A 22893-nucleotide genomic window follows, 5' to 3' on the forward strand; every position below is an offset into this window, starting at 1 on the left:
TTAACTTTAGCCGTATCGAACTGGATTCAATATTATAATGTCACACGAATCAAAACAAAACTGGGTGGTAAGAGCCCGGTTAAATACCGTGTTCTTACCACCCAGAAAGTCGCTTAAAGTTTCGTCCAATATTTGGGGTTCACTTCACGTTATAATATTAAAAAATATTTGTTCACCTTATATTTAACTTCGATAATCATTCTTTTATCACTGGTTGCACTAATGAATAATAGGTTACTTGATTCACCATGCAATTTAATAATTTACGATACTGGATTGTTATCTACACTTAGTAACTGAGCATCATCTTTCCATCACGACGAACACAATGGCCTGACTGGCATATTTTTATCAGCAACGCATTTAGTTCACGGTATGTTGGAAATGGTTTAGTGTCTTCTTCAAGGGACCCTTTAACCAAAAATGTTGACACCATTACTTGATATTTGTTAATTGTGACTGCTAGACTAGTAGATGGGGACTTTTGCTTTTTGTCGTCTTAGCATGTCACCGGTCTAACTAGTGAAGCTCATCACTTTTCAGTTACTTCGGCACTGATAGTCTCACCTGATACGATTGTCTTTACAATTAAAAATAATCGCGATTTCACCAAATAATTGACCGCCGTACCGATCGGTAGTGCTGTAAAACTAGAGGGACCTTTCAGGCGTTTTGCACCAACTAATTGAAACTACACAATGTTAAACACTACAACATTTTAAATAACACTAACGTATTAAATAATAATTAGTACAGATACCTTCTACTGTCGTCTAAAAAAATCAAAATTTAATGCAATATTCTTTAAATCGGTTTCACTTTGAAAAAATTATATGTATTTGTTTGGTAAAAGGAGGATTTGTTATGTCTGATCAAGATGTCAAACAAGCATTTTCACATTATGCCAAGCTGTCACTCGTGAACAAAACTCGCTCAATCTACACTCAGGAACAACATCAGGTTCCTAAAGTACCATTAAACGAGGAAACAGTGGAGTACCCGATCAATGAAGGCCCACCAACTATTAAATTAATAACAGCGGAACAAGCTATTCACCTTGAGGAATACCTCATTAACGAACGGTTGATCATTGCAATAGCCAGATTAACCGATGCTCAAAAGAAATTACTTTATTACAAATACGTTGAACAACTTTCAGATAAGGCAATTGGTCAGATTCTTCATGTCAGCAGTCAAGCGATTTCCAAACAGCATCGCAAGGTGTTGAGCAAAATCGGCTCAACATTCTTCGACTAGTTTAACCATAAAAATTCGGTCTCCCCCAACACTTCTAAGAATTAGACGACCCAAATCTAACTCTAGGAGAGCGAATTGCAATGAATTATACCGAAACGATTTACGCAGCCCAGCATGGCGACCCACTTGCTATGGCTCAGCTGATAAAAGAATTTCAGCCATTAATTATTAGCATCACTTGTCGGGGGCATTCAGTTTTTGATGAGGATCGTTATCAGATATTAACTGAACAATTTATTCGAACAACCTACAAGTTTAATTTGGAACGTTATTTGTAGTTAGACGAGAAGCAGATTAATCTTTTTTGATTAATTTGCTTTTTTGGTTTCATTTCTCATCCTTTATTTGTATGTATATAGTGAACAGGAAATATTACCTGTGAGCCCTTTGACAACTGAATATTGCTACCCTAACTTTCTTACTTTACTTGAACTGTTGATCTGTGGACGCCATGACCAGAACTGCGAGCGCCACCCACACTTCAACTACGATTTTTAACTAACAATCGTACAAATTAAGTAGATAATGATACTTCCGCGAGGCTCCCACGTAAGCAGGAGAGGTGCAATTCCTATGTCCGTTAGTGACGGAACTGGGTAGCAAGGTCTGACAGCACCATTAAACTGTTGCACTATTTTTTGAAAGGAAGTGAAATCAACACCCGACTTTTTTAATTCTCCCCCATTAGTCATTCATACCTGATTGGAGATGATACACTATCGCTACTTCAGAATTCACGATCACAATCAGTGATCAACAACAAGATAAACTACGTGCCGAAATCTATCAAATGATCATGGGTGAAGTCAAGCGAGTAAGGACTGATGCCGCCATTGGTACCCGCTATCTTAAGAAAAAGGATCTTTGTAATTACTTGCAAATTGCCAACAATACTTTAGATAGCTGGATTGCTCAGGGCCTACCATCGATCACAATTGGTGGTTGCATTCGCTTTGATCGCTCATCTGTTGATGATTGGTTAATAACTAGAGCTGACGAAATGAAGCATATGAGTTAAAATAACTTTGAAGCCTTACGTTCGCTCTGAAAAATTTCAATTAATTTTTTTGGAGGAATGTAGTTATGACTATTAGTAAAACAAAATCTGGAAGTTATCTTGTAGAAGTGCAATACCCGAAAAAGCTTAGACCATTTTTCGACAACAAACGCCGCTACAAAAAAACACTGCCAAGTCTCAAGACAGCTAAGATTCAAGAAGCTAATGTGTTGATGCAAATTGAACAGGTACGAAAGGATGATAGCCCGCGTTCATTGGAAACTAAAGGAGAAATGTTATTTAGCGATTTTTACCACAACGTCTTCATGGATATTTATGTTAAGGGTGCGACTGGACGGACACGCGTTGTCCCTACAACTGAGACAATCGATTATCAAAAATCAATTTTTAGACTTCATATTCTACCGATGTTTGGTAATTACTCATTGAATTATCTGAACAATCATAAGGAAATTGTCATCAATGAATTGACGATGAAATCTGCCACTTTTAGCAATATTCGCAATATCAAGAGTTACACACGCCAAGTGTTTGATCTCGCCGAAGCAATGGATTATATCGAATATAATCGCGTTGGTAAGGTTCTAAACATGGTTGCATCTCCTTACCATGACCAATTAAAAAAGCAGCGTCAAGCGAAAGGAGAAGCACTCACGGCGCAAAAGTTGCTCGACTGGCTCGAAGCGCTAGAGGAAGACTATCAAGCCGGTAAAATCACGTTGATGCAGCATTTACTCTTCTTGCTAACTTTACACGTTGGTGACCGTAAGAGTGAAACCTATGGCTTACAGTGGCGTCATATTGACTTGAAAACTAATTCCCTGTTCATCATTCAAAGTCTTTCTAAATCTAAGAAGCTCAAAGACACTAAGGGCCATAAGTTCACTCAGCTAACTATTCCAGAAGAACTAGTTAGTGAGATTGCAGAATGGAAGGCACAGCAAGCCGAAGAGTTAGCGCAAATTGGAATTGAGCAAACACCTGACCAATTTGTATTCACGTATACCGATTTTCGTGGTCACATGAATGTCCCCTTACATTCCGACTATTTGAATTATCGAATCAAGTCGATCCATCATCGTCATCCAGAATTGGCTAAATTACACCCACACAAGTTGCGTCACACTTTTGGTACACTTGCCCGTGAAGGTGGTGCTTCCCTCGAAGATATCTCCGAAGCACTCACTCATTCCGACGTAGCAACGACAAAAATTTACGTCAATACGCCGGATGTCATTTCCACTAAGGTGCACGAAATGTTCGTAAATCGATTAAAAAAAGAAAGTACAAAAAAACGCCAGATTATCTAATCTGACGTTCAACATTCTCATTGAGATAATATTTACCCCAAACCTTACCCCAAAGTTAAATTTTCTGAGCGAATTTTGCCAATTGGGGTAAAAGTTAAAACCGTAATCAGGCTTGTTATAACGTGCCGGATTAACGCTTTGAGAACTGACTAGCCTTACGAGCTTTCTTCAAACCTGGCTTCTTACGTTCTTTCATACGTGGGTCACGAGTTAACATGCCGGCACGCTTTAATGGACCACGGAAATCAGGGTCTACGTTTAATAGCGCACGTGAAATACCATGACGGATCGCACCAGCTTGGCCTGAGAAGCCACCACCATTAACGTTAACTAAAACGTCATAGCTGTCAGCTGTATCAGTAATGCCAAATGGTTGGATCATATCTTCGCGAATATTTGCAAATGGAACATAGTCTGTTTGGTCTTTGCCGTTGATCGTAATCTTACCAGTACCAGGTACTAAACGTACACGGGCAACTGAGTTCTTACGACGACCTGTACCAATATATTGAACTTTTTCTGCCAATTCATTTCCCTCCTTAAATTAGGTTTGTAATATCCAAAGTTTCTGGTTGTTGTGCAGAATTCTTATGTTCAGGACCTGCGTAAACATGCAATTTCATAAATTGAGCATGGCCCAATGTGTTCTTAGGAAGCATCCCTTTGATGGATGTTTCTAATAAACGAATTGGGTTCTTTTCACGCAATTCACCTGCAGAAATCTGCTTCAAACCGCCTGGATGAAGGGTATGATGATAATAAATTTTGTTAGTCGCTTTACGACCAGTTAAGAGTACCTTTTCCGCGTTGATGATGATGACGTGGTCACCAGTATCGACGTTTGGGGTAAATGTTGGTTTGTTTTTACCGCGTAAGATAGAAGCCACAACTGTGGATAAACGGCCTAATGCAATATCAGTTGCATCGACAACGTACCATTTGTGTTCTACTTCGCCTGGTTTTGCTAAATATGTTGAGCGCACGTGTATTCCTCCATTTTTCTGTGTCTGTTTAAACACCAGTAAGTTTCCGGGGCTTATCGTGGGGTAAACAGTACCAGCTATAATCTTAACTATTTTCATGCAAACTGTCAATCAATTTCGTAATTTTTTTTATCATGAAAACGTATCTAGTTCAACTTTATCCGCTGGACCATCACCATAATAGACCTTTTTTAGATAAAGTCCACTGGCGGGAGCAGTATACCGTGCTTGGGTACGATCTTTAACTTCATATAATCGTAAAATATCGTGTACCGGCCGGCGCCCATTACCAATTTCAAGTGCGACCCCCACCATGATGCGTACCATATTGTACAAGAAACCATTGCCATAAAATTCAAAAACTAATTCTTCATTCACCGTATCTTCCACGACCGTCGCCGCAAAAATAGTTCGCACCTTATTAGTGATACTACCGCCAGAAGCGGCGAAACTACTAAAGTCATGCGTACCTACAAAATCGGTTAATGCCAATTCAATTTTACTAACGTCTAGATCATATTTCCAGTGCCCGGTATAAAACCGCCGAAACGGATCCGTATAATAACCACGCTTCACCCGATAAACATAGCGCTTGCCGGTTGTGTTATAACGGGCATGAAAATCAGGTGACGCTATCACACAAGCCTTGACCACTACATCTAAAGGCAACAGACTGTTCAAAGCCTTGAGCATCGCAGCCGCTGGTAGCTCAAAAGGAAAATCAAAATGAATCACCTGACCAAGTGCATGCACCCCTGCATCCGTGCGGCCTGAGCCGTTGACGACGATTCGCGTTGTTGATTTAGCAATCGTGCGCACCGCTTTTTCCAAGACGCCTTGCACCGTTCGCTGCTTCAGTTGTAACTGAAAGCCAGCAAATTGGGTACCATCGTACGCTATTGTGGCTTTGTATCTCAACACATTAAGCCCTCCTTACAATTAATGGACTAGAGGATTTCCCCTAGTCCATCGATTTATCTATGCACGTAGCCAAACTAAGACGCCGGTTAATAAACCAAAAACAAGCACTGTCCAAGTATCTCTAGCCTGCCAAGTTAAAATACGGTATTTACTACGTCCTTCACCGCCTTGATAACCACGCGCTTCCATTGCTGTTGCTAGATCTTCAGCACGATTAAATGAGCTGACAAACAACGGGATCAATAGTGGCACAACCGAACGCATTTGCTGGAAAAGGTTGCCTTCACCAAAATCAACCCCGCGGGCCCGCTGTGCGTTCATAATTTTTTCAGTCTCATCCATCAATGTCGGTACAAAACGCAGTGCAATCGACAACATCAAAGCCACTTCATAAACCGGAAAATGCACGACTCGTAGTGGTTTTAAAATTGCCTCAATTGCATCCGCCAATGATAGTGGCGGCGTAGTCAGCGTTAGTAGTGTTGACATAAAAATAATCAAGACAAACCGCATAAAGATATAGATCCCATTAACGATCCCAAATTGCGATAACACGATCGGCCCCCAGGACCAATAAGTGGTGCCACCACGAGTAAAGAACACCTGCAATAATACAGTAAATAAGATCAACCAAATCAACGGCCGTACGCCACGAATGAAGAAACCCATTTTAATATTCGATAAGTAAACGGCGAAAAGTGTGAAGAAGAACAAGACCAAGTAGGTCAGCCAGTTATTGGCCAGAAAAATAATCCCAATATAATAAAAGCTCAGCAATAATTTATTTCGCGGATCAAGCCGATGAATCAGCGAATCACCGGGAATAAAGCGTCCAAGCAATAGTTTATTCATCATGTTGCTGGCTCACCACCTCTCGTGGTAACTGTGGCGCTAGTGCCGCCGCTAATTCGGCTTCAGTCAGCGGTAACTGATCAAATTTAAAGCCCCGCTGCTGTAGACGTGCAGCAAACTCAGTCGTCTCTGGCACCCCTAACTGGCGTGCCTGCAACCAAGCAACATCCTGAAAGACTTCTTGCGGCCGACCAACCTTAGCGATGGTGCCTTGCTCCATAACAACCACATGATCCGCATAATTAGCCACATCTTCCATCCGATGAGTGATCAGCACAACCGTTAAATGTTGCTCATGGTGTAGCCGCTCGACCATCCCCATGATTTCACGCCGCCCCGCTGGATCTAACCCTGCTGTTGGTTCATCGAGGATCAAAACTTCAGGTGCCATTGCTAAAACGCCAGCAATCGCTACCCGGCGCATTTGACCACCAGATAAGTCAAATGGTGAACGCTCTAGTAATTCGGCTGGTAAACCAACCAACGTTAGCATTTCAGCCGCTTTTTTTGCAGCAACTGTCGCCTCCATACCAAAATTCATCGGTCCAAAAGCAATATCCTTAGCGACCGTTTCTTCAAACAATTGGCTTTCTGGGAATTGAAAGACCATGCCGACTTTTTGTCGCAACGGCTTTAAATGCTTATTATTGGTCTCTGGAGTAATCTTACGCTCACCAATCGTTACCGTTCCACTGGTTGGCTTTAGTAAAGCATTCAGGTGCTGAACTAAGGTTGATTTGCCACTACCCGTATGACCAATGATCGCCGTAAAACTATGCTCGGCAATCGTTAAATTAATATCATGCAGTGCTTGGCTTTCAAAGGGCGTTCCGGCCTGATACGTGTATGCTACATCTTTGAATGTAATGTCCACAGCCAATCCACCAATCCTTCCTCAGTTAAGTATTGCTGCGGCACGACCAAACCCTGCCGTTGCAACGCTGCCTTTAAGCGTTCTGCATAAGGAACATCTAAACCAAGTTCGATCAGCCGTTCCCCATACTGGAATATCTCCGCTGGTGTGCCTGATTCCTTGATCTCACCATCATCTAAAATAATAATTCGATTGGCGTTAGCAGCTTCATCTATATCATGAGTAATCGAAATAACCGTTAGATCCGCCTGTTCCTTCAACTGCCGGACGGTTTCTAAAACTTCGATCCGGCCAGTAGGATCTAACATACTAGTTGATTCATCTAAAATAATAATTTTCGGTTGTAAGGCAATGATACCAGCAATCGCCACCCGCTGCTTTTGACCGCCAGAAAGCCGTGCGGGTTCACGATCCGCAAACTCAGTCATGCGCACTCGTTCTAGTGCTGCATGAACGCGCGTCAACATTTCTTCACGAGGTAAACCAATATTTTCTAAGCCAAAAGCAACATCATCCTCAACGGTTGCACCAACAAATTGATTATCCGGATTCTGAAAAACCATGCCGATTTGACTCCGGATATCCCAGACACTAGCTTCAGTTAATTTTGTACCAGCAACACGAATGATCCCACTCTCGGGTGTCAACGGTAATAATCCGTCCAATGATTTAGCTAAGGTCGATTTACCACTACCGTTGTGGCCAATGATAGCGACCCATTCGCCTTGTTCGATCGTCAAATTAACGTCACTTAGTGCCGGCCGACCTTCCGTTTGTGGATAACGGAAATTTAAATGTTCGACTTCAATTATTTTTGTCACAACAGTCACCTTTACCGTCCAATTTACTTTTTCTCAATGTTTCAATAATAGCATATTAAGCGCTTTTCGTGTGCTTTTTTCAACGAACAAGAAAATTTTGCGTAAAAAAAAATCACATTCTAAAATGTGATCGAATCCAGAGATTCGCCAACCATCGAGCTAGACTTGGAAAAACAACTAACCAACATCATAACACTCTAGTCAAACATTTTAGAAGTGATCCGTTTTTATCCTGGTTGATTATTGACGCTTAGTCAACAAATTGTAAGACAACCATTGGTGCGCCATCGCCACGACGAGGCATTGTCTTGTAAATACGTGTGTACCCACCGTTACGTTCAGCATAACGTGGTGCAACGTCACTAAATAATTTTTGCAATGCAGTTTGAACGATAACTTTATCGTCTTCTTCACGTACATCAGCAATTTCATCACGGATAAATGCAGCAGCTTGCCGACGAGCAGCTAAAGTGCCTTTTTTACCCAAGGTGATCATTTTGTCAGTTGTTGAACGCACTTCTTTAGCGCGAGCTTCTGTCGTTGTGATTTTTTCGTTCATGATTAAATCAGTCGTCAAATCACGTAACAATGCTTTACGTTGTGAACTAGTGCGACCTAATTTGCGGTAACTCATTAACGTGTTCCCTCCCTTGATGGATTTAAGTGATTAATCTTCTTTACGTAATGAAAGGCCTAAATCAGTTAATTTAGCCTTAACTTCTTCTAAAGACTTACGTCCCAAGTTACGGACTTTCATCATGTCAGCTTCGGTCTTGTTAGTCAATTCTTGAACTGTATTAATACCAGCACGCTTCAAACAATTGTATGAACGTACGGATAAATCAAGTTCTTCAATTGTCATTTCAAGCATTTTTTCTTTATGTGTCTCTTCTTTTTCAACCATGATTTCAGCGTTTTTCGCCTCATCAGTCAGGTTTACGAAGATATCCAAATGCTCGGTCAAGATTTTCGCTGCTAAGCTAATTGCTTCTCGTGGACTAATAGAACCATTCGTCCAAACATCCAAGGTTAATTTATCGAAGTCATTACGGCGACCAACGCGGGTGCTTTCAACTTGATAATTAACGCGACTGATTGGGGTATAAATCGAATCGATTGGCAAAACACCGATCGGCATATCATCAACCTTATTACCATCAGCGGCAACGTACCCGCGGCCTTTGTGTGCAGTCATCCGAATATGGAAATGACCACCAGCGGCAACTGTACAGATATACAGATCAGGATTTAAGATTTCAACGTCCCCGTCAGCTTCAATGTCACCAGCAGTAACCGTAGCTGGACCTTTGACGTCGATCTCTAACGTTTTATCATCGTCAGAATCCAACTTCAAAGCGAGTTTTTTGATGTTTAAGATGATTTGCGTAACGTCTTCAGTCACACCATCAATGGTCGAAAATTCATGTAAAACACCATCGATTTGAACACTCGTTACGGCTGCACCTGGTAATGAAGCCAACAGAATCCGCCGTAATGAATTACCTAAAGTTGTCCCATAACCGCGTTCTAACGGTTCAATGACAAACTTACCATAGTTTGTGCTTTCATCAACCTTGGCAATATTTGGTTTTTCAAATTCGATCATTTAGTTTCTTACCCCTTTCAAAACGAGAAGTGTCTTTGATATTGTACGTTTCAGTTTTAAACTCAAAATGAAGCGAACTCACTAAACACGACGGCGCTTCGGAGGACGAGACCCATTATGAGGAACTGGCGTTACATCACGAATTGCAGAAATTTCCAAACCAGTCGCTTGCAATGAGCGAATTGCTGCTTCACGACCTGAACCAGGACCTTTAACTGCAACTTCAACAGATTTCATACCATATTCCATTGAAGCTTTAGCAGCTGTTTCAGCTGCCATTTGTGCAGCAAACGGTGTAGACTTACGACTACCCTTAAAACCTAATGAACCAGCAGAAGCCCATGCAATTGCATTTCCTTGGGGATCAGTGATCATGATCAAGGTATTGTTAAAAGTAGAATGAATATGTGCCACGCCAGATTCAATATTACGTTTTACCCGACGACGACGTGTTGTTTTTCTATTTGCCATTAATTACTTACCTCCTTTAACTAATTATTTTTTCTTACCAGCGATCGATGCTTTTTTGCCTTTACGTGTGCGCGCATTATTCTTGGTATTTTGACCACGAACAGGCAATCCACGACGATGACGCATCCCACGATAAGAACCGATTTCTTGAAGACGCTTGATGTTCATGTTAACTTCGCGGCGTAAATCACCTTCGACTTTAACTTTATCAAGTTCGATACGGATTTTATCTTCTTGTTCTGGTGTTAAATCATCCTGACGAATGTTTTCAGCGACACCTGCTGCTTCTAATACTTTCTTAGCAGTAGTATTACCAACACCGTAAATGTAAGTTAACGCAATGACAATCTGCTTGCCACGGGGTAAATCAATACCTTCAAAACGAGCCATTTAAATGACACCTCCATTAAATTGAATTAGTTGTTATCCTTGGCGTTGTTTATGCTTTGGATTAGCAGAACAAATGATCATAACACGGCCCTTACGTTTGATAACGCGGCAATGTTCACACATCCGTTTTACTGATGGTCTTACTTTCATGACTTATACCTCCTAAGATAAAAGGCTAAACTTCCGGTCCTATACAACATGCTATTTAAAGCGATAGGTAATGCGGCCGCGTGTTAAGTCGTATGGTGACAACTCAACAGTAACCCGATCACCCGGTAGAATCCGAATGTAGTGCATTCTGATCTTACCAGAAACAGTCGCTAGAATTGTTGCCCCATTTTCAAGTTCTACCTTGAACATTGCATTTGGCAATGTATCAGTGACTTTTCCTTCGACCTCAATGACATCATCTTTCGCCACGCAGAAGTACCTCCTTAACTGATTACAGCAGATTCGATAACGAACCGCTATGCTTCAACAACCAAAAAATTAAACTGACTTGATCCATAACTTAATTGAATCGAGCAAATCTACGCGACTATCCGCCACGCAAACCATAAAATACTTAGACAAATGCTCAAATCCATATAAAAATGGTGAGAGCACGTTGCACTCACCTTTTCGAATTTTAACCAGCAGATTATACCATAATCTGTCCAGCTTGAAAAGATAACCTCGCTAATTATAGCAAAAAGTCGCTAGTCACGCAAGCATCCGTGTCCTTACTAGTCAGCCAATGGGTCTAAGATTTTTTTGACGTCTTTGAAAACATCATTAATATCTTGATTACCATCAACATTGAAAAGTAGCTTCTTTTTGTCATAAAAATCAAGCAACGGTGTATTCATCTTTTCGTTCACGGCCAAACGATTCTTAACAGTTTCTGGCTTATCATCTTCACGTTGGAAGAAATCATGGCCACCGCAACGATCACAAGTGCCCGCAACCTTTGGTGAATTGTAAAGCTTATGGTAAGTTGCGCCACAAGTTTTACAGATAAATCGGCCAGTTAGCCGTTCCATCAATGATGCAGGATCAACTTTGATGTTGATCACACCATCAAGTGGTTTGTTCAAATCTGCAGTGATCTGTTCTAAAGCTTCAGCTTGGCTTAAATTCCGCGGGAAACCGTCTAATAAGTAGCCAACTTTTGTATCAGCTTCAGCTAAACGATCCTTAACGATGCCGTTAGTCACTTCATCAGGTACTAATTCGCCTTTGTCCATGAAAGACTTAGCCTTCATACCTAATTCAGTTTCATCCTTCATCGCCGCACGGAACATATCCCCTGTTGAGATATGTGGAATTTTATAAGTATCAATAATTTGCTCAGCTTGGGTTCCCTTACCAGCTCCCGGTAAACCCATTAAAATCAAATTCATTAAAAACTCGCTCCTTTTCATCATTATTGATAAGAAACGTGCTAAAGCTAGCGCTTCAACACGTTTCTAACGGATGAAACCAACATAATGCCGTTTCATCATCAATCCTTCGATCTGACGCGCTGATTCTAACGCAACACCAACTACGATCAACAGACTAGTACCACCTAATCCAATTGATTCCGGTAGGCTCCAAATGTTTTGCGCCACGATCGGTAGCAAGGCTACCAAACCCAAGAAGACAGAACCGACAGTCGATAAACGCATCAACGTACCGGAAATATATTTCTGAGTTGTTTTCCCTGGCCAAACACTAGGAATATAACTACCTTGTTTCTGCAGATTTTCAGCTACCTTTTCAGGATTAACCTGTACAAACGCATAGAAGAAAGTGAAAACAACGATCAAGAGCGTATACAGAATTGAACCTGGAACAGTCGTCATACTGAATAGCTCGGTCGTAATTTTAAACCACTGATCTTCTGCATGTGTATTATTAAAATACTGCAAAATCGTACCTGGCGTTGCAATAAATGAACTTGCAAAGATTACAGGAATAACTCCCGCAACATTGACTTTTAATGGTAGGTAACTATTGTCACCAGCATCTGTTACTCGTCGTGTATAGCGAATCGGAATACGCCGCTCCGCTTGTTGAACAAAAGTAACAAAAACGACAACAAGGAAAATTGCAATCACTAGTAAGACGGCATACAGAATGTACAGCCAGAATTGGCTAGTGCTTGGATTGGTCTCAAACCATTGCTGGTATACTTGAGCAATCCCACTTGGTAAGCGCGCAATAATTCCGGCAAAGATGATCATTGAAATCCCATTACCAATACCCTTATCTGTGATCTGTTCACCCATCCAAGTGACCAACATTGTGCCACCTGTCAAAATGATCCCGATCATAACAAAGGTTTGCCAATTAGGATTCTTAACCAAACCCAACCCGCTTAAAGCATTAAATCCAGCAGTGATACCGATCGATTGTAAAAATGCTAACACAATCGTCAGGTAACGTGTAATTTGATTTAACTTACGTCGACCAACTTCCCCTTGTTTGCTCCACTCAACAAATTTGGGCACAATATCCATCTGTAGAAGTTGGATGACAATTTGTGCGGTGATATAGGGTGAAACCCCCATCGCGAAGATGGAATAATTGGTTAGCCCACCACCACCGAACATATTCAACATGCTAACTAATCCGGAAGAAGCAATCGATGTTAATGCCTTGGCATCAACACCGGGAACAGTAATAAAAGTCCCTAAACGGAAAATTAACAAAATACCTAGCGTGAAAAACATCCGGTTTCGAATGTCTTTAACGTGCCAAGCATTTTTGATGGTCGACAGCATTAAATCACCTCAATTTTACCGCCAGCAGCTTCAACAGCCTGTTTAGCAGCAGCAGAAGCTTTGCTAACCGTCACTGTTACTTTTTTAGTGATTTCGCCGTTTGCTAATAATTTGATGCCAGCTTTTTCGTCCTTGACGATACCAGATTCAACCAATAATACTGGTGTAATATCTGTACCTTCATCAAAACGATTCAAGTCATTCAAACTTACAATAGCATATTCTTTGCGATTAATGTTCGAGAAGCCACGTTTTGGCATACGACGGAATAAAGGCATTTGGCCACCTTCAAAACCCAAACGTACTTTACTACGCGCTTTTTGACCCTTTTGACCACGTCCGGATGTTTTACCATTACCAGATGAAGTCCCACGGCCAACACGGTTACGTACGTGACGTGAACCTTCGCTTGCTTGTAATTCGTGTAATTTCATTGAGTTGGAGCACCTCCTTAATCTAGATAATTGTTACTTAACTTCTTCAACGTCCACCAAGTAACCAATTTTGAATAATTGGCCACGAATGGCATCATTGTCTGGCAATGTTACTGTACTATTTACTTTAGTCAGGCCCATTGATTTAACAATTGCACGATGATTGGGAATACGATGTGCCGCACTACGCTTTAACGTGATTTTTACTTGTGCCATGAATTTCGCCCTCCTAGTTTTCTAATTGATCGACTGGAATGCCGCGAAGTTCAGCCACTTTTTCAGCACGACGTAAGCCTTTAAGGCCTTCAATAGTCGCACGAACCACGTTGATCGGTGTGTGTGAACCTAAGAATTTACTAGTGACATCTTGGACACCAGCAAGTTCCATGATTGCACGAACAGCACCACCGGCTGCAACACCAGAACCAGCAATAGCAGGTTTGATCAGAACACGGCCACCGCCGAAACGACCAAGAACTTCATGCGGTACAGTTGTACCAACAATTGGTACTTCGATCAAGTTCTTCTTTGCATCTTCAACGGCTTTACGGATAGCTTCTGGAACTTCTTGAGCTTTACCGGTACCAAAGCCAACATGTCCGTTACGATCACCAACGATAACGATCGCAGCGAAACGCAGACGACGGCCACCTTTGACAACTTTTGTGACACGGTTGATGGATACAACATTGTCTTCCAAGTCTAACTTGTTTGGATCAATAAACGCTTTAGCCATAAATGGGTTTTCCTCCTTTTCCTAAAAATCTAATCCGTTTTCGCGTGCAGCTTCAGCTAAAGCTTGGACACGGCCATGATACAAATAGCCGCCACGATCGAAGACAACATTTTCATGACCGGCAGCAATAGCGCGTTTGGCGATCAATGCACCAACAGCAGTTGCTTGTTCAGTCTTTGAACTTGTTTCAACTTCTTTGTCCAATGTCGAGGCACTTGCTAGCGTTACACCCGCTACGTCATCAATTAATTGCGCGTAGATGTTCTTATTGGAACGGAAAACGTTCAAGCGTGGGCGCTCAGCAGTACCAGAGATCTTACCACGGACACGTAAATGACGCGTTTGGCGTGTCTTATTTTTGTCTGGTTTAGAAATCACAATGTTCACCTCTGATAGTTAGATTATGCGGCATTTAACCGCGAATTATATTTTAAAAATGGGATAAACTGGTTAAAATTATTTACCAGTTTTACCTTCCTTACGACGAACATATTCGTCAACGTAGCGAATACCTTTACCTTTATATGGTTCAGGTGAACGGACACTACGGATAACGGCAGCAAATTCGCCAACTGCTTGTTTATCAATACCTGAAACGTTGATTTCTGTATTAGAAGGAACTTCAAGGCTTAAACCTTCTGGAGTTTCCATTTCAACTGGGTTGGAATAACCAACGTTTAGAATCAATTTTTTGCCTTGTAACTGGGCACGATATCCGACACCCACCAATTTCAACTTCTTAGTGAAGCCATTGGAGACACCTTCAACCATGTTTGCCAAGTTAGCTCGGGTTGTACCATGTAATTCACGGCTCTTTTTACCATGATCAGCACGTTCAAAACTAATCACGTTATCTTGCTGTGTGATTGTGATCAACGGACTGAATTCGCTAGTTAATTCACCTTTTGGACCTTTAACTGTGACGCTGTCACCAGTTTTAGTCACTGTTACCTTTTCAGGTACATTAATTACTTTGTAACCGATACGACTCACGTGTTACACCTCCCTATTGTTTAGAATAATTACCAGATGTAGGCGAGAACTTCGCCGCCGATATTTTTAGCCCGAGCTTCTTTATCAGTGAGAACACCTTCAGAAGTGGACAAAATTGCGATACCTAAGCCGTTTAAGACCTTAGGTACAGCATCAGCTTTGACGTAAGCACGCAAACCTGGTTTTGAAATACGTTTAAGTCCGGAAATAACACGTTCGTTATCCTTACCGTACTTTAAGAAAACGCGGATAATACCTTGCTTGTCATCTTCGACAGATTCGAAGTTACGGATAAAACCTTCACGTTTCAAGATTTCTGAAATACTACGGAGCATATTAGATGCAGGTACTTCCAAAGACTCGTGACGTACCATGTTGGCGTTACGAATACGAGTCAAGTAGTCTGCGATTGGATCAGTCATGACCATTTAGTTTAACCTCCCTTTTAGTTAGATTTACCAGCTAGCTTTCTTTAAGCCAGGAATTTGACCAGCATGCGCTAATTCACGAAGGCAGATCCGGCATAAATGGAATTTGCGATAAACTGAATGTGGACGACCACAACGCTCACAACGAGTATAAGCTTGTGATGAGAATTTAGCAGGACGTTGCTGCTTAGCGACCATTGATTTCTTAGCCAAGATATATTACCTCCCTATTATTTTGTGAATGGCATTCCGATTTGAGTCAGTAATTCACGTGCTTCTTCATCAGTGTTAGCTGTTGTAACAATGACGATATCCATACCGCGAACTTTATCAACCTGATCATAATCGATTTCTGGGAAAATCAATTGTTCACGAACACCTAATGTATAGTTACCACGACCATCAAAAGATTTTGTGCTAACGCCGTGGAAATCACGGACACGAGGTAATGAAACATTGATTAATTTATCTAAAAAGTCATACATGTGTTCGCCACGTAGTGTAACTTTAGTCCCAATTGCCATACCTTCACGCAAACGGAAGCCAGCGATAGACTTTTTAGCCTTTGTGATGATTGGTTGTTGACCAGAAATCAGTTTCAATTCAGCAACTGCGTTATCTAAGTTTTTAGCATTAGCAACTGCATCACCAACACCCATATTCAACACGATCTTGTCAACCTTTGGTGTTTGCATAACGGATGTGTAATTGAATTTTTCCATCATTGCTGGTGTAATTTCTTTTACGTATCTTGCTTTTAAACGATTAGCCATTGAACGATTTTCCTCCTTTCAATTGATTATTTGATAACTTCTCCAGATTTCACGGAGACACGAACTTTTTTACCATCTACAACTTTATAACCGATACGAGTTGGTTCGTTAGTAGATGGATCGATCAACATAACGTTAGATACATGGATCGGTGCGTTAGAATCAATAATACCGCCTTGAGGGTTAGTATTAGTTGCCTTCTGATGCTTTTTGATCGCATGTACGCCTTCAACGATGACTTGGTCAGTTTTAGGCATTGCTTTTGTAACAGTGCCTTCTTTACCTTTGTCTTTACCGCTGATGACACGAACTTTGTCGCCAGTTTTTACGAACATGGTTGAACCTCCTTTTGCAGATTGTTTGCTTACAATACTTCTGGTGCCAAAGAAACAATCTTCATGAAGTTGTTGTCACGTAATTCACGGGCAACAGGTCCAAAGATACGTGTTCCTCTTGGGCTCTTATCAGCGTTGATAATAACAGCTGCGTTTTCATCAAATTTGATGTAAGAGCCATCTACACGATGAGCGCCTGTCTTGGTACGAACGATGACTGCTTTAACTACGTCACCCTTTTTGACAACGCCACCTGGTGTTGCTTGTTTAACCGTTGCAACAATAATATCACCGATATTGGCTGTTTTAACACGTGAACCGCCTAAAATTTTGATAGTTAGGATTTCACGAGCACCAGAATTATCAGCGACTTTTAAACGACTTTCTTGTTGGATCACGGAAAAGTCCCCCTCTCGTTAATAATTCAGTTTATAGACTAACTGCCTTTTCTACGACCTTCAGTAGACGGAAACGTTTCTTAGCAGACAATGGACGAGTTTCCATAATTTGGACGATATCGCCAGTTGTTGCTTCGTTATTTTCGTCATGAGCGTAGTACTTCTTTGTATAACGAATGCGTTTGCCGTAAGCACTATGTTGCTTAGTAGTTTCAACTGCAACAGTAATCGTTTTATCCATTTTATCGGATACAACGCGACCTTGAATGACTTTACGGGCGTTACGTGTTTCTGTTTCGCTCAAAATGTTTGACCTCCTTCAATCTATGATCTGCTATTAGGCTTGGTTTAATTCTTGTTGACGTAATACTGTCTTGATACGAGCAATATTTTTACGTACTTGTTTTAAACGCGCAGTGTTTTCCAATGAGCCAGTAGCTAATTGGAAACGAAGATTAAAAAGTTCTTCTTTATATTCTTTTTCGCGGTCAAGCATTTCAGCAGTGGTTAAGTCTTTAATATCTTTAGCCTTCATTTGATTCGCCACCTACTTCCTCACGTGCTACGATCTTAGTCCGAACGGGTAATTTGTTCGCAGCTAAGCGTAAAGCTTCACGTGCAACTTCTTCTGGAACACCGGCTACTTCAAACATCACTTTTTGACGTTTAACAACGGCTACCCAGCCTGCTGGTGCACCTTTACCGGAACCCATACGAGTACCGATACCTTTTTCAGTATATGATTTATGTGGGAAGATACGAATCCATACTTTCCCACCACGTTTCATATAACGTGTGATTGCAACACGGGCAGCTTCAATTTGGCGGTTAGAGATCCAAGAAGAATCTAAAGCCTTCAAACCGTATTCGCCAAAGTCAACGTTCTTACCGCCTTTGGCTTCACCACGCATCTTGCCACGAAATTCACGACGATGCTTTACACGTTTTGGTACTAACATGTTTAGTTTCCTCCTTTCGCTCCATTATTACGAGGATTACGGTTAGCAGCACCGCGGCTATTGTTGTTGCCACGATTATTGCTACCACGTCCGCGACTGTTGCGGTTATTTTGTGTAGGAATATTATCTCTGATTGAATCACCATGAGTAGCACCAGGTAAGATGTCGCCACGATAGATCCAAGTTTTAACGCCTAATTTACCATAAGTTGTGACTGCTTCGTCCCATGAATAGTCAATATCAGCACGTAATGTATGCAATGGAACAGTACCATCTGAATACATTTCTTTACGTGCAATATCAGCACCATTCAAACGACCAGAAACCATGGTTTTAATACCATGAGCACCCGCACGCATAGTACGTTGGATAGCTTGTTTCATGGCACGACGGAAAGCAACACGCGCTTCAAGTTGTTGAGCGATACTTTCGCCAACTAATTTTGCATCAAGATCTGGTTGTTTGATTTCAACGATATTGATGTGGACACGTTTGCCGGTTAAGCTGTTTAACTGCTTGCGCAAGTTTTCAACTTCAGAACCGCCTTTACCAATAACCATACCTGGTTTTGCAGTGTGAATTGAAACATTGACACGATTGGCAGCACGTTCGATTTCTACTTTTGATACAGAAGCATCTGCTAAGCGTTTTTCGATATAACTACGGACTTTTAAATCTTCATTTAAAAGTGTACCGAAATCTTTTTCAGCATACCATTTGGCATCCCAATCACGGGAAATACCAACTCGTAAACCGATTGGATTAATTTTTTGACCCACGCGTTATCCCTCCTTATTTTTCAGATACAACGACTGTGATGTGGCTTGTCCGTTTGTTGATCGGTGAAGCAGAACCTTTGGCACGAGGACGGAAACGTTTCAGAGTTGGTCCTTCGTTAACAAAAGCTTCGCTAACTACCAAGTTTTCAGCATCTAAGTCGAAGTTGTTTTCGGCGTTCGCAATTGCTGAGTTTAATACCTTAGCAATGATTGGTGAAGCGCCTCTTGGGGTGAACTGAAGAATTGCAATTGCTTCAGCAACTTTCTTTCCACGGATTAAGTCCATTACTAAGCGAGCCTTCCGAGGAGCAATTCGTACTGTTTTGGCAACAGCACGAGCTGATGTAATTTGTTCTGACATTTAATGATCCTCCTCTCGCTTATTTTGCTTTGGTTTTCCGGTCATCGCTAGCGTGACCATGGAATGTCCGTGTTGGTGCAAATTCGCCTAATTTATGGCCGACCATATCGTCTTGAACATAAACTGGGACGTGTTTCCGTCCATCATAAACGGCAATAGTGTAACCAATAAAACTTGGGTAGATCGTCGAACGACGAGACCAGGTTTTAATAACGGTCTTTTTGTCTTGATCAGCTTGTGCAGCGATCTTTTTCAATAAATGGTCATCAGCGAATGGTCCTTTTTTTAAGCTTCGGCTCATTATGAAACCTCCTTTTCATAAGTCAGAGTGACGCTTGAACGTAACTTGCTCTGACTTGCAAATACAGATGTCCCGCCACTAAACATAACAGGGATCTGGCGTAACTGATTATTTTATGATTAATGTTTGCCTCGTTTGCGACCACGAACAATAAATTTAGATGATTGTTTGCGTGAGCTACGAGTCTTCTTGCCAAGGGTTTTCTTACCCCATGGTGATAATGGTGATGGACGGCCGATTGGGGCTTTACCTTCACCACCACCGTGTGGGTGATCGTTAGGGTTCATTACTGAACCACGAACTGTAGGACGGATACCCATCCAACGTTTACGACCAGCTTTACCGATGTTGATCAATTCATGTTGTTCATTACCAACAGCACCGATCGTTGCACGGTTAACGATCAAGATCATGCGAACTTCGCCTGAACCTAAACGAACCAAAGCGTATTTGCCTTCTTTACCCAAGATCTGAGCAGAAGCACCAGCTGAACGTACTAATTGTGCGCCATGGCCAGGTTTCAATTCGATATTATGGATAACTGTACCAACAGGGATATTAGCTAGTGGTAATGCATTACCAACTTTGATATCAGCATCTGATCCAGATTGGACTTGCATGCCAACTTCTAATCCTTTTGGTGCAATAATGTAGGTTTTAATACCATCTGTGTATTGTAGTAACGCAATGTTAGCTGAACGATTTGGATCATATTCGATCGCTTTTACGATTGCAGGTACATTATCTTTTTGGCGCTTGAAGTCGATCACACGGTATTGACGCTTGTGACCGCCGGCGCGATGACGAACTGTGATATGGCCATGAGCATTACGGCCTGCAGTTTTTGTCATATATTCGGTTAATGACTTTTCAGGTTTTGTTTTAGTGATTTCAGCAAAATCTGAACCAGTCATATTCCGCCGACCGTTTGTAGTCGGTTTGTATTTTCTAATCGCCACGCGTTTCCCCTCCTAGAATCAATTTAAAATTGATTTATTTTTCGAAAATTGTGATTTCTTTTGAATCGTCAGTTAAAGCAACAACTGCTTTACGACGTTTCTTAGTCATGCCAGCATAACGACCTTGGCGTTTTAATTTACCACGTACGTTAGCAATGTTGACATTTTTAACTTTGACGTCGAAGATTTCTTCGATCGCGTACTTGACTTGTGTCTTGTTAGCGCGAACGTCAACTTCAAACGTATATTTTTTAGCGTCCATCAAGCTCATTGATTGTTCAGTGATCCATGGGCGTAAAACAACTTCGCGTGCTTCCATTATGCAAGAGCCTCCTCTACTTGAGAAAGAGCAGCTTGAGTCAGGATTAATTTATCGTTAGCTACAACATCGAGCACGTTAACGCCATCTGCAAAAACTACAGATACGTTTGGTAAGTTACGTGCAGCGAGTGCAGCTTGATCGTTACCATCTTCAAGAACTACTAATGCTTTAGTTTGTACATCTAAGTTCTTAAGGCTTTCAGCAAAAAGTTTTGTTTTTGGTTGTTCGAAGCTCAAAGCATCAACAACGATGATGTCACCATCAATAACTTTTTGGGAAAGAACGGACTTAATTGCTAAGCGACGTACCTTCTTAGGTAATTTATAGCTGTATGAACGTGGTGTAGGACCAAAGACGATACCACCGCCACGCCATTGAGGTGAACGAATCGAACCTTGACGGGCACGACCTGTACCTTTTTGACGCCATGGCTTGCGGCCACCACCACGTACGGCACTACGATTCTTAACAGAATGAGTACCTTGACGTAGAGATGCACGTTGCATGATGATTGCATCAAACACAACGTTATCGTTAGGGGCAATACCAAAAACGTCTTCGTTCAATTGAACATCGCCGTTTTGGCTGCCATCTTGTTTATATAATGCTACATTTGGCATTTGTAATCCTCCCTTCCTGATTATTTAGCTGCTTTAACAGCATCTTTGATCGTAATTAGTGACTTCTTAGCACCAGGGACATTACCCTTGATCAAGATCACATTACGGTCTGTATCAACACGAACGATTTCTAGGTTTTGAATAGTAACGGTATTGTTACCCATGCGACCTGGCAATGCTTTACCTGGGAATACCCGGTTAATGATTGCACCTAATGAACCAGGACGACGATGATAACGAGAACCATGCGCCATAGGTCCGCGACGTTGGTTGTTCTTTTTGATAACGCCTTGGAAACCATGACCCTTAGTTGTACCCGTGACGTCGACGATTTCGCCAGCCTCGAATGTATCAACTTTGATTTCATCGCCAACCTTGATAACTCCTAAGTCTACATCGCGAAATTCTCGAATGAAGCGCTTAGGAGTCGTGTTTGCTTTTGCAACATGACCCTTAGCAGGTTTGTTTGACAAAACTTCACGTTTGTCTTGGAAACCGACTTGGACAGCTTCGTAACCGTCAGTTTCTGGAGTTTTCACTTGCAATACCACGTTAGGTGTTGCTTGGATAACTGTAACTGGGATTAATTCACCGGCGTCAGTAAAGACTTGCGTCATACCTACTTTTGTTCCTAAGATTCCTTTTCTGGTCATGAGTACACCTCCAATTTAATTGTATTTGAACTATAATTTAATTTCGATATCCACACCACTTGGTAAGTCTAACTTCATCAAAGCGTCAACAGTTTTAGGTGTTGGGTTGATGATGTCGATCAAACGCTTGTGTGTGCGCATTTCAAATTGTTCACGTGAGTCTTTAAACTTATGTGTTGCGCGGATAACCGTATATAATGTACGTTCTGTTGGCAACGGGATTGGACCTGAAATTGTAGCCCCTGTCCGTTTTGCTGTCTCGACAATCTTTTCAGCGGATTGATCTAAGACACGATGTTCATAAGCCTTTAAGCGAATACGAATCTTTTGTTTTGCCATGTTTTTTCCCTCCTTCGTTCATTTTAAAAACAAACTAGCTCCGTGAAAATTCCCAATACACTCTGCCATGGCAAAGCGGCCGGGTGTGTCGCAACCTTCCACATCATTGCTAATTCTAGGTTTCCCTAGGGGCTGTCCCTACTCGGAAATCAGCACCTTGTCTATTATACGAGAAAGCACTTGGTACTGCAAGTTATTTTTGAAAAAAGTTACAGCGGCTAAAATAAGTACGCCTAATTATTGGCTTACAAAT

At 41.5% G+C, this 22893-nt stretch carries 39 protein-coding genes and 1 pseudogene; 5 read left to right on the forward strand and 35 right to left on the reverse strand.

Features of this window, described 5'->3' with window-relative positions; translation table 11 throughout:
- The 5 genes from EKM76_RS05660 to EKM76_RS05680 all read left to right on the forward strand — a co-directional run.
- A partial coding sequence (locus tag EKM76_RS05660) for an IS3 family transposase (protein WP_164507606.1) occupies window positions 1-117 on the forward strand: 117 nt, incomplete at its 5' end.
- Window positions 118-864: 747 nt separating this feature from the next.
- Complete coding sequence (locus EKM76_RS05665; protein ID WP_100070901.1) at window positions 865-1257, forward strand: sigma factor-like helix-turn-helix DNA-binding protein; 393 nt, start codon at window positions 865-867, stop codon at window positions 1255-1257.
- Window positions 1258-1337: 80 nt separating this feature from the next.
- Entirely contained in the window at window positions 1338-1535 is a 198-nt protein-coding gene (locus EKM76_RS05670) for a helix-turn-helix domain-containing protein (RefSeq protein WP_100070900.1), read from the forward strand.
- Between the two features lie 512 nt (window positions 1536-2047).
- Window positions 2048-2275 (forward strand): helix-turn-helix domain-containing protein, encoded by a 228-nt coding sequence (locus tag EKM76_RS05675; protein ID WP_100070899.1) that lies wholly within the window; start codon window positions 2048-2050, stop codon window positions 2273-2275.
- A gap of 65 nt (window positions 2276-2340) precedes the next feature.
- Window positions 2341-3585 (forward strand): site-specific integrase, encoded by a 1245-nt coding sequence (locus EKM76_RS05680; protein WP_100070898.1) that lies wholly within the window; start codon window positions 2341-2343, stop codon window positions 3583-3585.
- Between the two features lie 130 nt (window positions 3586-3715).
- Here the strand turns inward: EKM76_RS05680 and rpsI are convergent, their stop codons facing one another.
- The 35 genes and pseudogenes from rpsI to rpsJ form a co-directional block, all read right to left on the reverse strand.
- The gene (rpsI, locus tag EKM76_RS05685; protein WP_125549730.1) at window positions 3716-4111 is read right to left on the reverse strand and encodes a 30S ribosomal protein S9; all 396 of its coding nucleotides are present in this window, start codon (window positions 4109-4111) and stop codon (window positions 3716-3718) included.
- 13 nt (window positions 4112-4124) lie between these two features.
- On the reverse strand, window positions 4125-4568 hold the full coding sequence (gene rplM / locus EKM76_RS05690) for a 50S ribosomal protein L13 (RefSeq protein ID WP_125549731.1): 444 nt from the start codon (window positions 4566-4568) through the stop codon (window positions 4125-4127).
- Window positions 4569-4700: 132 nt separating this feature from the next.
- Complete coding sequence (gene truA / locus EKM76_RS05695) at window positions 4701-5489, reverse strand: tRNA pseudouridine(38-40) synthase TruA (RefSeq protein ID WP_125549732.1); 789 nt, start codon at window positions 5487-5489, stop codon at window positions 4701-4703.
- Between the two features lie 57 nt (window positions 5490-5546).
- A complete protein-coding gene (locus tag EKM76_RS05700; RefSeq protein ID WP_125549733.1) occupies window positions 5547-6344 on the reverse strand; it encodes an energy-coupling factor transporter transmembrane component T family protein in 798 nt (265 codons plus the stop codon).
- A complete protein-coding gene (locus tag EKM76_RS05705) occupies window positions 6334-7215 on the reverse strand; it encodes an energy-coupling factor ABC transporter ATP-binding protein (protein ID WP_125549734.1) in 882 nt (293 codons plus the stop codon). Before EKM76_RS05705 ends, EKM76_RS05700 begins: the two co-directional genes overlap by 11 nt.
- Window positions 7191-8036: an energy-coupling factor ABC transporter ATP-binding protein gene (locus EKM76_RS05710; RefSeq protein ID WP_125549735.1), complete on the reverse strand. Its 846-nt coding sequence runs from the start codon at window positions 8034-8036 to the stop codon at window positions 7191-7193. The genes EKM76_RS05705 and EKM76_RS05710 overlap by 25 nt, the downstream gene beginning before the upstream one ends.
- A gap of 250 nt (window positions 8037-8286) precedes the next feature.
- Window positions 8287-8670, reverse strand: coding sequence for a 50S ribosomal protein L17 (rplQ, locus tag EKM76_RS05715; RefSeq protein WP_125549736.1), 384 nt, complete (start codon window positions 8668-8670; stop codon window positions 8287-8289).
- 33 nt (window positions 8671-8703) lie between these two features.
- The gene (locus tag EKM76_RS05720; protein ID WP_125549737.1) at window positions 8704-9642 is read right to left on the reverse strand and encodes a DNA-directed RNA polymerase subunit alpha; all 939 of its coding nucleotides are present in this window, start codon (window positions 9640-9642) and stop codon (window positions 8704-8706) included.
- 81 nt (window positions 9643-9723) lie between these two features.
- Complete coding sequence (gene rpsK, locus EKM76_RS05725; protein ID WP_125549738.1) at window positions 9724-10113, reverse strand: 30S ribosomal protein S11; 390 nt, start codon at window positions 10111-10113, stop codon at window positions 9724-9726.
- Window positions 10114-10137: 24 nt separating this feature from the next.
- On the reverse strand, window positions 10138-10503 hold the full coding sequence (gene rpsM / locus EKM76_RS05730) for a 30S ribosomal protein S13 (protein WP_125549739.1): 366 nt from the start codon (window positions 10501-10503) through the stop codon (window positions 10138-10140).
- 33 nt (window positions 10504-10536) lie between these two features.
- Window positions 10537-10653 carry a 50S ribosomal protein L36 gene (gene rpmJ, locus EKM76_RS05735; protein WP_125549740.1) on the reverse strand — a complete coding sequence of 39 codons (117 nt, stop codon included), beginning with the start codon at window positions 10651-10653 and terminating at the stop codon, window positions 10537-10539.
- A 51-nt stretch (window positions 10654-10704) separates the two neighbouring features.
- Window positions 10705-10923 (reverse strand): translation initiation factor IF-1, encoded by a 219-nt coding sequence (gene infA, locus EKM76_RS05740; RefSeq protein WP_010011755.1) that lies wholly within the window; start codon window positions 10921-10923, stop codon window positions 10705-10707.
- A 305-nt stretch (window positions 10924-11228) separates the two neighbouring features.
- On the reverse strand, window positions 11229-11885 hold the full coding sequence (locus EKM76_RS05745; protein WP_125549741.1) for an adenylate kinase: 657 nt from the start codon (window positions 11883-11885) through the stop codon (window positions 11229-11231).
- 66 nt (window positions 11886-11951) lie between these two features.
- On the reverse strand, window positions 11952-13250 hold the full coding sequence (gene secY / locus EKM76_RS05750; protein ID WP_125549742.1) for a preprotein translocase subunit SecY: 1299 nt from the start codon (window positions 13248-13250) through the stop codon (window positions 11952-11954).
- Window positions 13250-13684, reverse strand: coding sequence for a 50S ribosomal protein L15 (gene rplO, locus EKM76_RS05755; RefSeq protein ID WP_125549743.1), 435 nt, complete (start codon window positions 13682-13684; stop codon window positions 13250-13252). The genes secY and rplO overlap by 1 nt, the downstream gene beginning before the upstream one ends.
- 33 nt (window positions 13685-13717) lie before the next feature.
- Window positions 13718-13900, reverse strand: a complete 183-nt coding sequence (gene rpmD, locus EKM76_RS05760; protein WP_125549744.1) for a 50S ribosomal protein L30 — start codon at window positions 13898-13900, stop codon at window positions 13718-13720.
- Between the two features lie 13 nt (window positions 13901-13913).
- Window positions 13914-14420 carry a 30S ribosomal protein S5 gene (gene rpsE / locus EKM76_RS05765; RefSeq protein ID WP_125549745.1) on the reverse strand — a complete coding sequence of 169 codons (507 nt, stop codon included), beginning with the start codon at window positions 14418-14420 and terminating at the stop codon, window positions 13914-13916.
- A gap of 21 nt (window positions 14421-14441) precedes the next feature.
- Complete coding sequence (gene rplR, locus EKM76_RS05770) at window positions 14442-14807, reverse strand: 50S ribosomal protein L18 (RefSeq protein ID WP_318531402.1); 366 nt, start codon at window positions 14805-14807, stop codon at window positions 14442-14444.
- 69 nt (window positions 14808-14876) lie between these two features.
- Window positions 14877-15413 (reverse strand): 50S ribosomal protein L6, encoded by a 537-nt coding sequence (gene rplF / locus EKM76_RS05775; RefSeq protein ID WP_125549746.1) that lies wholly within the window; start codon window positions 15411-15413, stop codon window positions 14877-14879.
- A gap of 29 nt (window positions 15414-15442) precedes the next feature.
- Window positions 15443-15841: a 30S ribosomal protein S8 gene (gene rpsH, locus EKM76_RS05780; protein ID WP_125549747.1), complete on the reverse strand. Its 399-nt coding sequence runs from the start codon at window positions 15839-15841 to the stop codon at window positions 15443-15445.
- A 27-nt stretch (window positions 15842-15868) separates the two neighbouring features.
- On the reverse strand, window positions 15869-16054 hold the full coding sequence (locus tag EKM76_RS05785; protein ID WP_010011761.1) for a type Z 30S ribosomal protein S14: 186 nt from the start codon (window positions 16052-16054) through the stop codon (window positions 15869-15871).
- Between the two features lie 17 nt (window positions 16055-16071).
- Window positions 16072-16614: a 50S ribosomal protein L5 gene (gene rplE, locus EKM76_RS05790; protein WP_125549748.1), complete on the reverse strand. Its 543-nt coding sequence runs from the start codon at window positions 16612-16614 to the stop codon at window positions 16072-16074.
- A 26-nt stretch (window positions 16615-16640) separates the two neighbouring features.
- The gene (gene rplX / locus EKM76_RS05795; protein WP_125549749.1) at window positions 16641-16949 is read right to left on the reverse strand and encodes a 50S ribosomal protein L24; all 309 of its coding nucleotides are present in this window, start codon (window positions 16947-16949) and stop codon (window positions 16641-16643) included.
- 29 nt (window positions 16950-16978) lie between these two features.
- Window positions 16979-17347 (reverse strand): 50S ribosomal protein L14, encoded by a 369-nt coding sequence (gene rplN, locus EKM76_RS05800; RefSeq protein WP_125549750.1) that lies wholly within the window; start codon window positions 17345-17347, stop codon window positions 16979-16981.
- A gap of 31 nt (window positions 17348-17378) precedes the next feature.
- Window positions 17379-17651 carry a 30S ribosomal protein S17 gene (rpsQ, locus tag EKM76_RS05805; RefSeq protein WP_125549751.1) on the reverse strand — a complete coding sequence of 91 codons (273 nt, stop codon included), beginning with the start codon at window positions 17649-17651 and terminating at the stop codon, window positions 17379-17381.
- Window positions 17652-17684: 33 nt separating this feature from the next.
- Complete coding sequence (rpmC, locus tag EKM76_RS05810) at window positions 17685-17882, reverse strand: 50S ribosomal protein L29 (RefSeq protein ID WP_125549752.1); 198 nt, start codon at window positions 17880-17882, stop codon at window positions 17685-17687.
- A complete protein-coding gene (rplP, locus tag EKM76_RS05815; protein WP_003679390.1) occupies window positions 17872-18306 on the reverse strand; it encodes a 50S ribosomal protein L16 in 435 nt (144 codons plus the stop codon). The genes rpmC and rplP overlap by 11 nt, the downstream gene beginning before the upstream one ends.
- Before the next feature lie 155 nt (window positions 18307-18461).
- A pseudogene (rpsC, locus tag EKM76_RS05820) lies at window positions 18462-19085 on the reverse strand (30S ribosomal protein S3); the annotation flags it as partial.
- Between the two features lie 13 nt (window positions 19086-19098).
- The gene (gene rplV, locus EKM76_RS05825; protein ID WP_125549754.1) at window positions 19099-19446 is read right to left on the reverse strand and encodes a 50S ribosomal protein L22; all 348 of its coding nucleotides are present in this window, start codon (window positions 19444-19446) and stop codon (window positions 19099-19101) included.
- Between the two features lie 19 nt (window positions 19447-19465).
- Window positions 19466-19747: a 30S ribosomal protein S19 gene (gene rpsS / locus EKM76_RS05830; RefSeq protein ID WP_125549755.1), complete on the reverse strand. Its 282-nt coding sequence runs from the start codon at window positions 19745-19747 to the stop codon at window positions 19466-19468.
- Between the two features lie 119 nt (window positions 19748-19866).
- Complete coding sequence (gene rplB / locus EKM76_RS05835; RefSeq protein ID WP_125549756.1) at window positions 19867-20706, reverse strand: 50S ribosomal protein L2; 840 nt, start codon at window positions 20704-20706, stop codon at window positions 19867-19869.
- Between the two features lie 34 nt (window positions 20707-20740).
- Window positions 20741-21025, reverse strand: coding sequence for a 50S ribosomal protein L23 (rplW, locus tag EKM76_RS05840; protein WP_125549757.1), 285 nt, complete (start codon window positions 21023-21025; stop codon window positions 20741-20743).
- On the reverse strand, window positions 21025-21648 hold the full coding sequence (gene rplD, locus EKM76_RS05845; protein ID WP_125549758.1) for a 50S ribosomal protein L4: 624 nt from the start codon (window positions 21646-21648) through the stop codon (window positions 21025-21027). The genes rplW and rplD overlap by 1 nt, the downstream gene beginning before the upstream one ends.
- Window positions 21649-21668: 20 nt before the next feature.
- Window positions 21669-22301: a 50S ribosomal protein L3 gene (rplC, locus tag EKM76_RS05850; RefSeq protein ID WP_125549759.1), complete on the reverse strand. Its 633-nt coding sequence runs from the start codon at window positions 22299-22301 to the stop codon at window positions 21669-21671.
- A gap of 30 nt (window positions 22302-22331) precedes the next feature.
- Window positions 22332-22640 (reverse strand): 30S ribosomal protein S10, encoded by a 309-nt coding sequence (gene rpsJ / locus EKM76_RS05855; protein WP_125549760.1) that lies wholly within the window; start codon window positions 22638-22640, stop codon window positions 22332-22334.
- Between the last annotated feature and the right edge of the window lie 253 nt (window positions 22641-22893).

Origin of the sequence: Loigolactobacillus zhaoyuanensis, from assembly GCF_003946385.1 — a bacterium.
GTDB lineage: Bacteria > Bacillota > Bacilli > Lactobacillales > Lactobacillaceae > Loigolactobacillus > Loigolactobacillus zhaoyuanensis.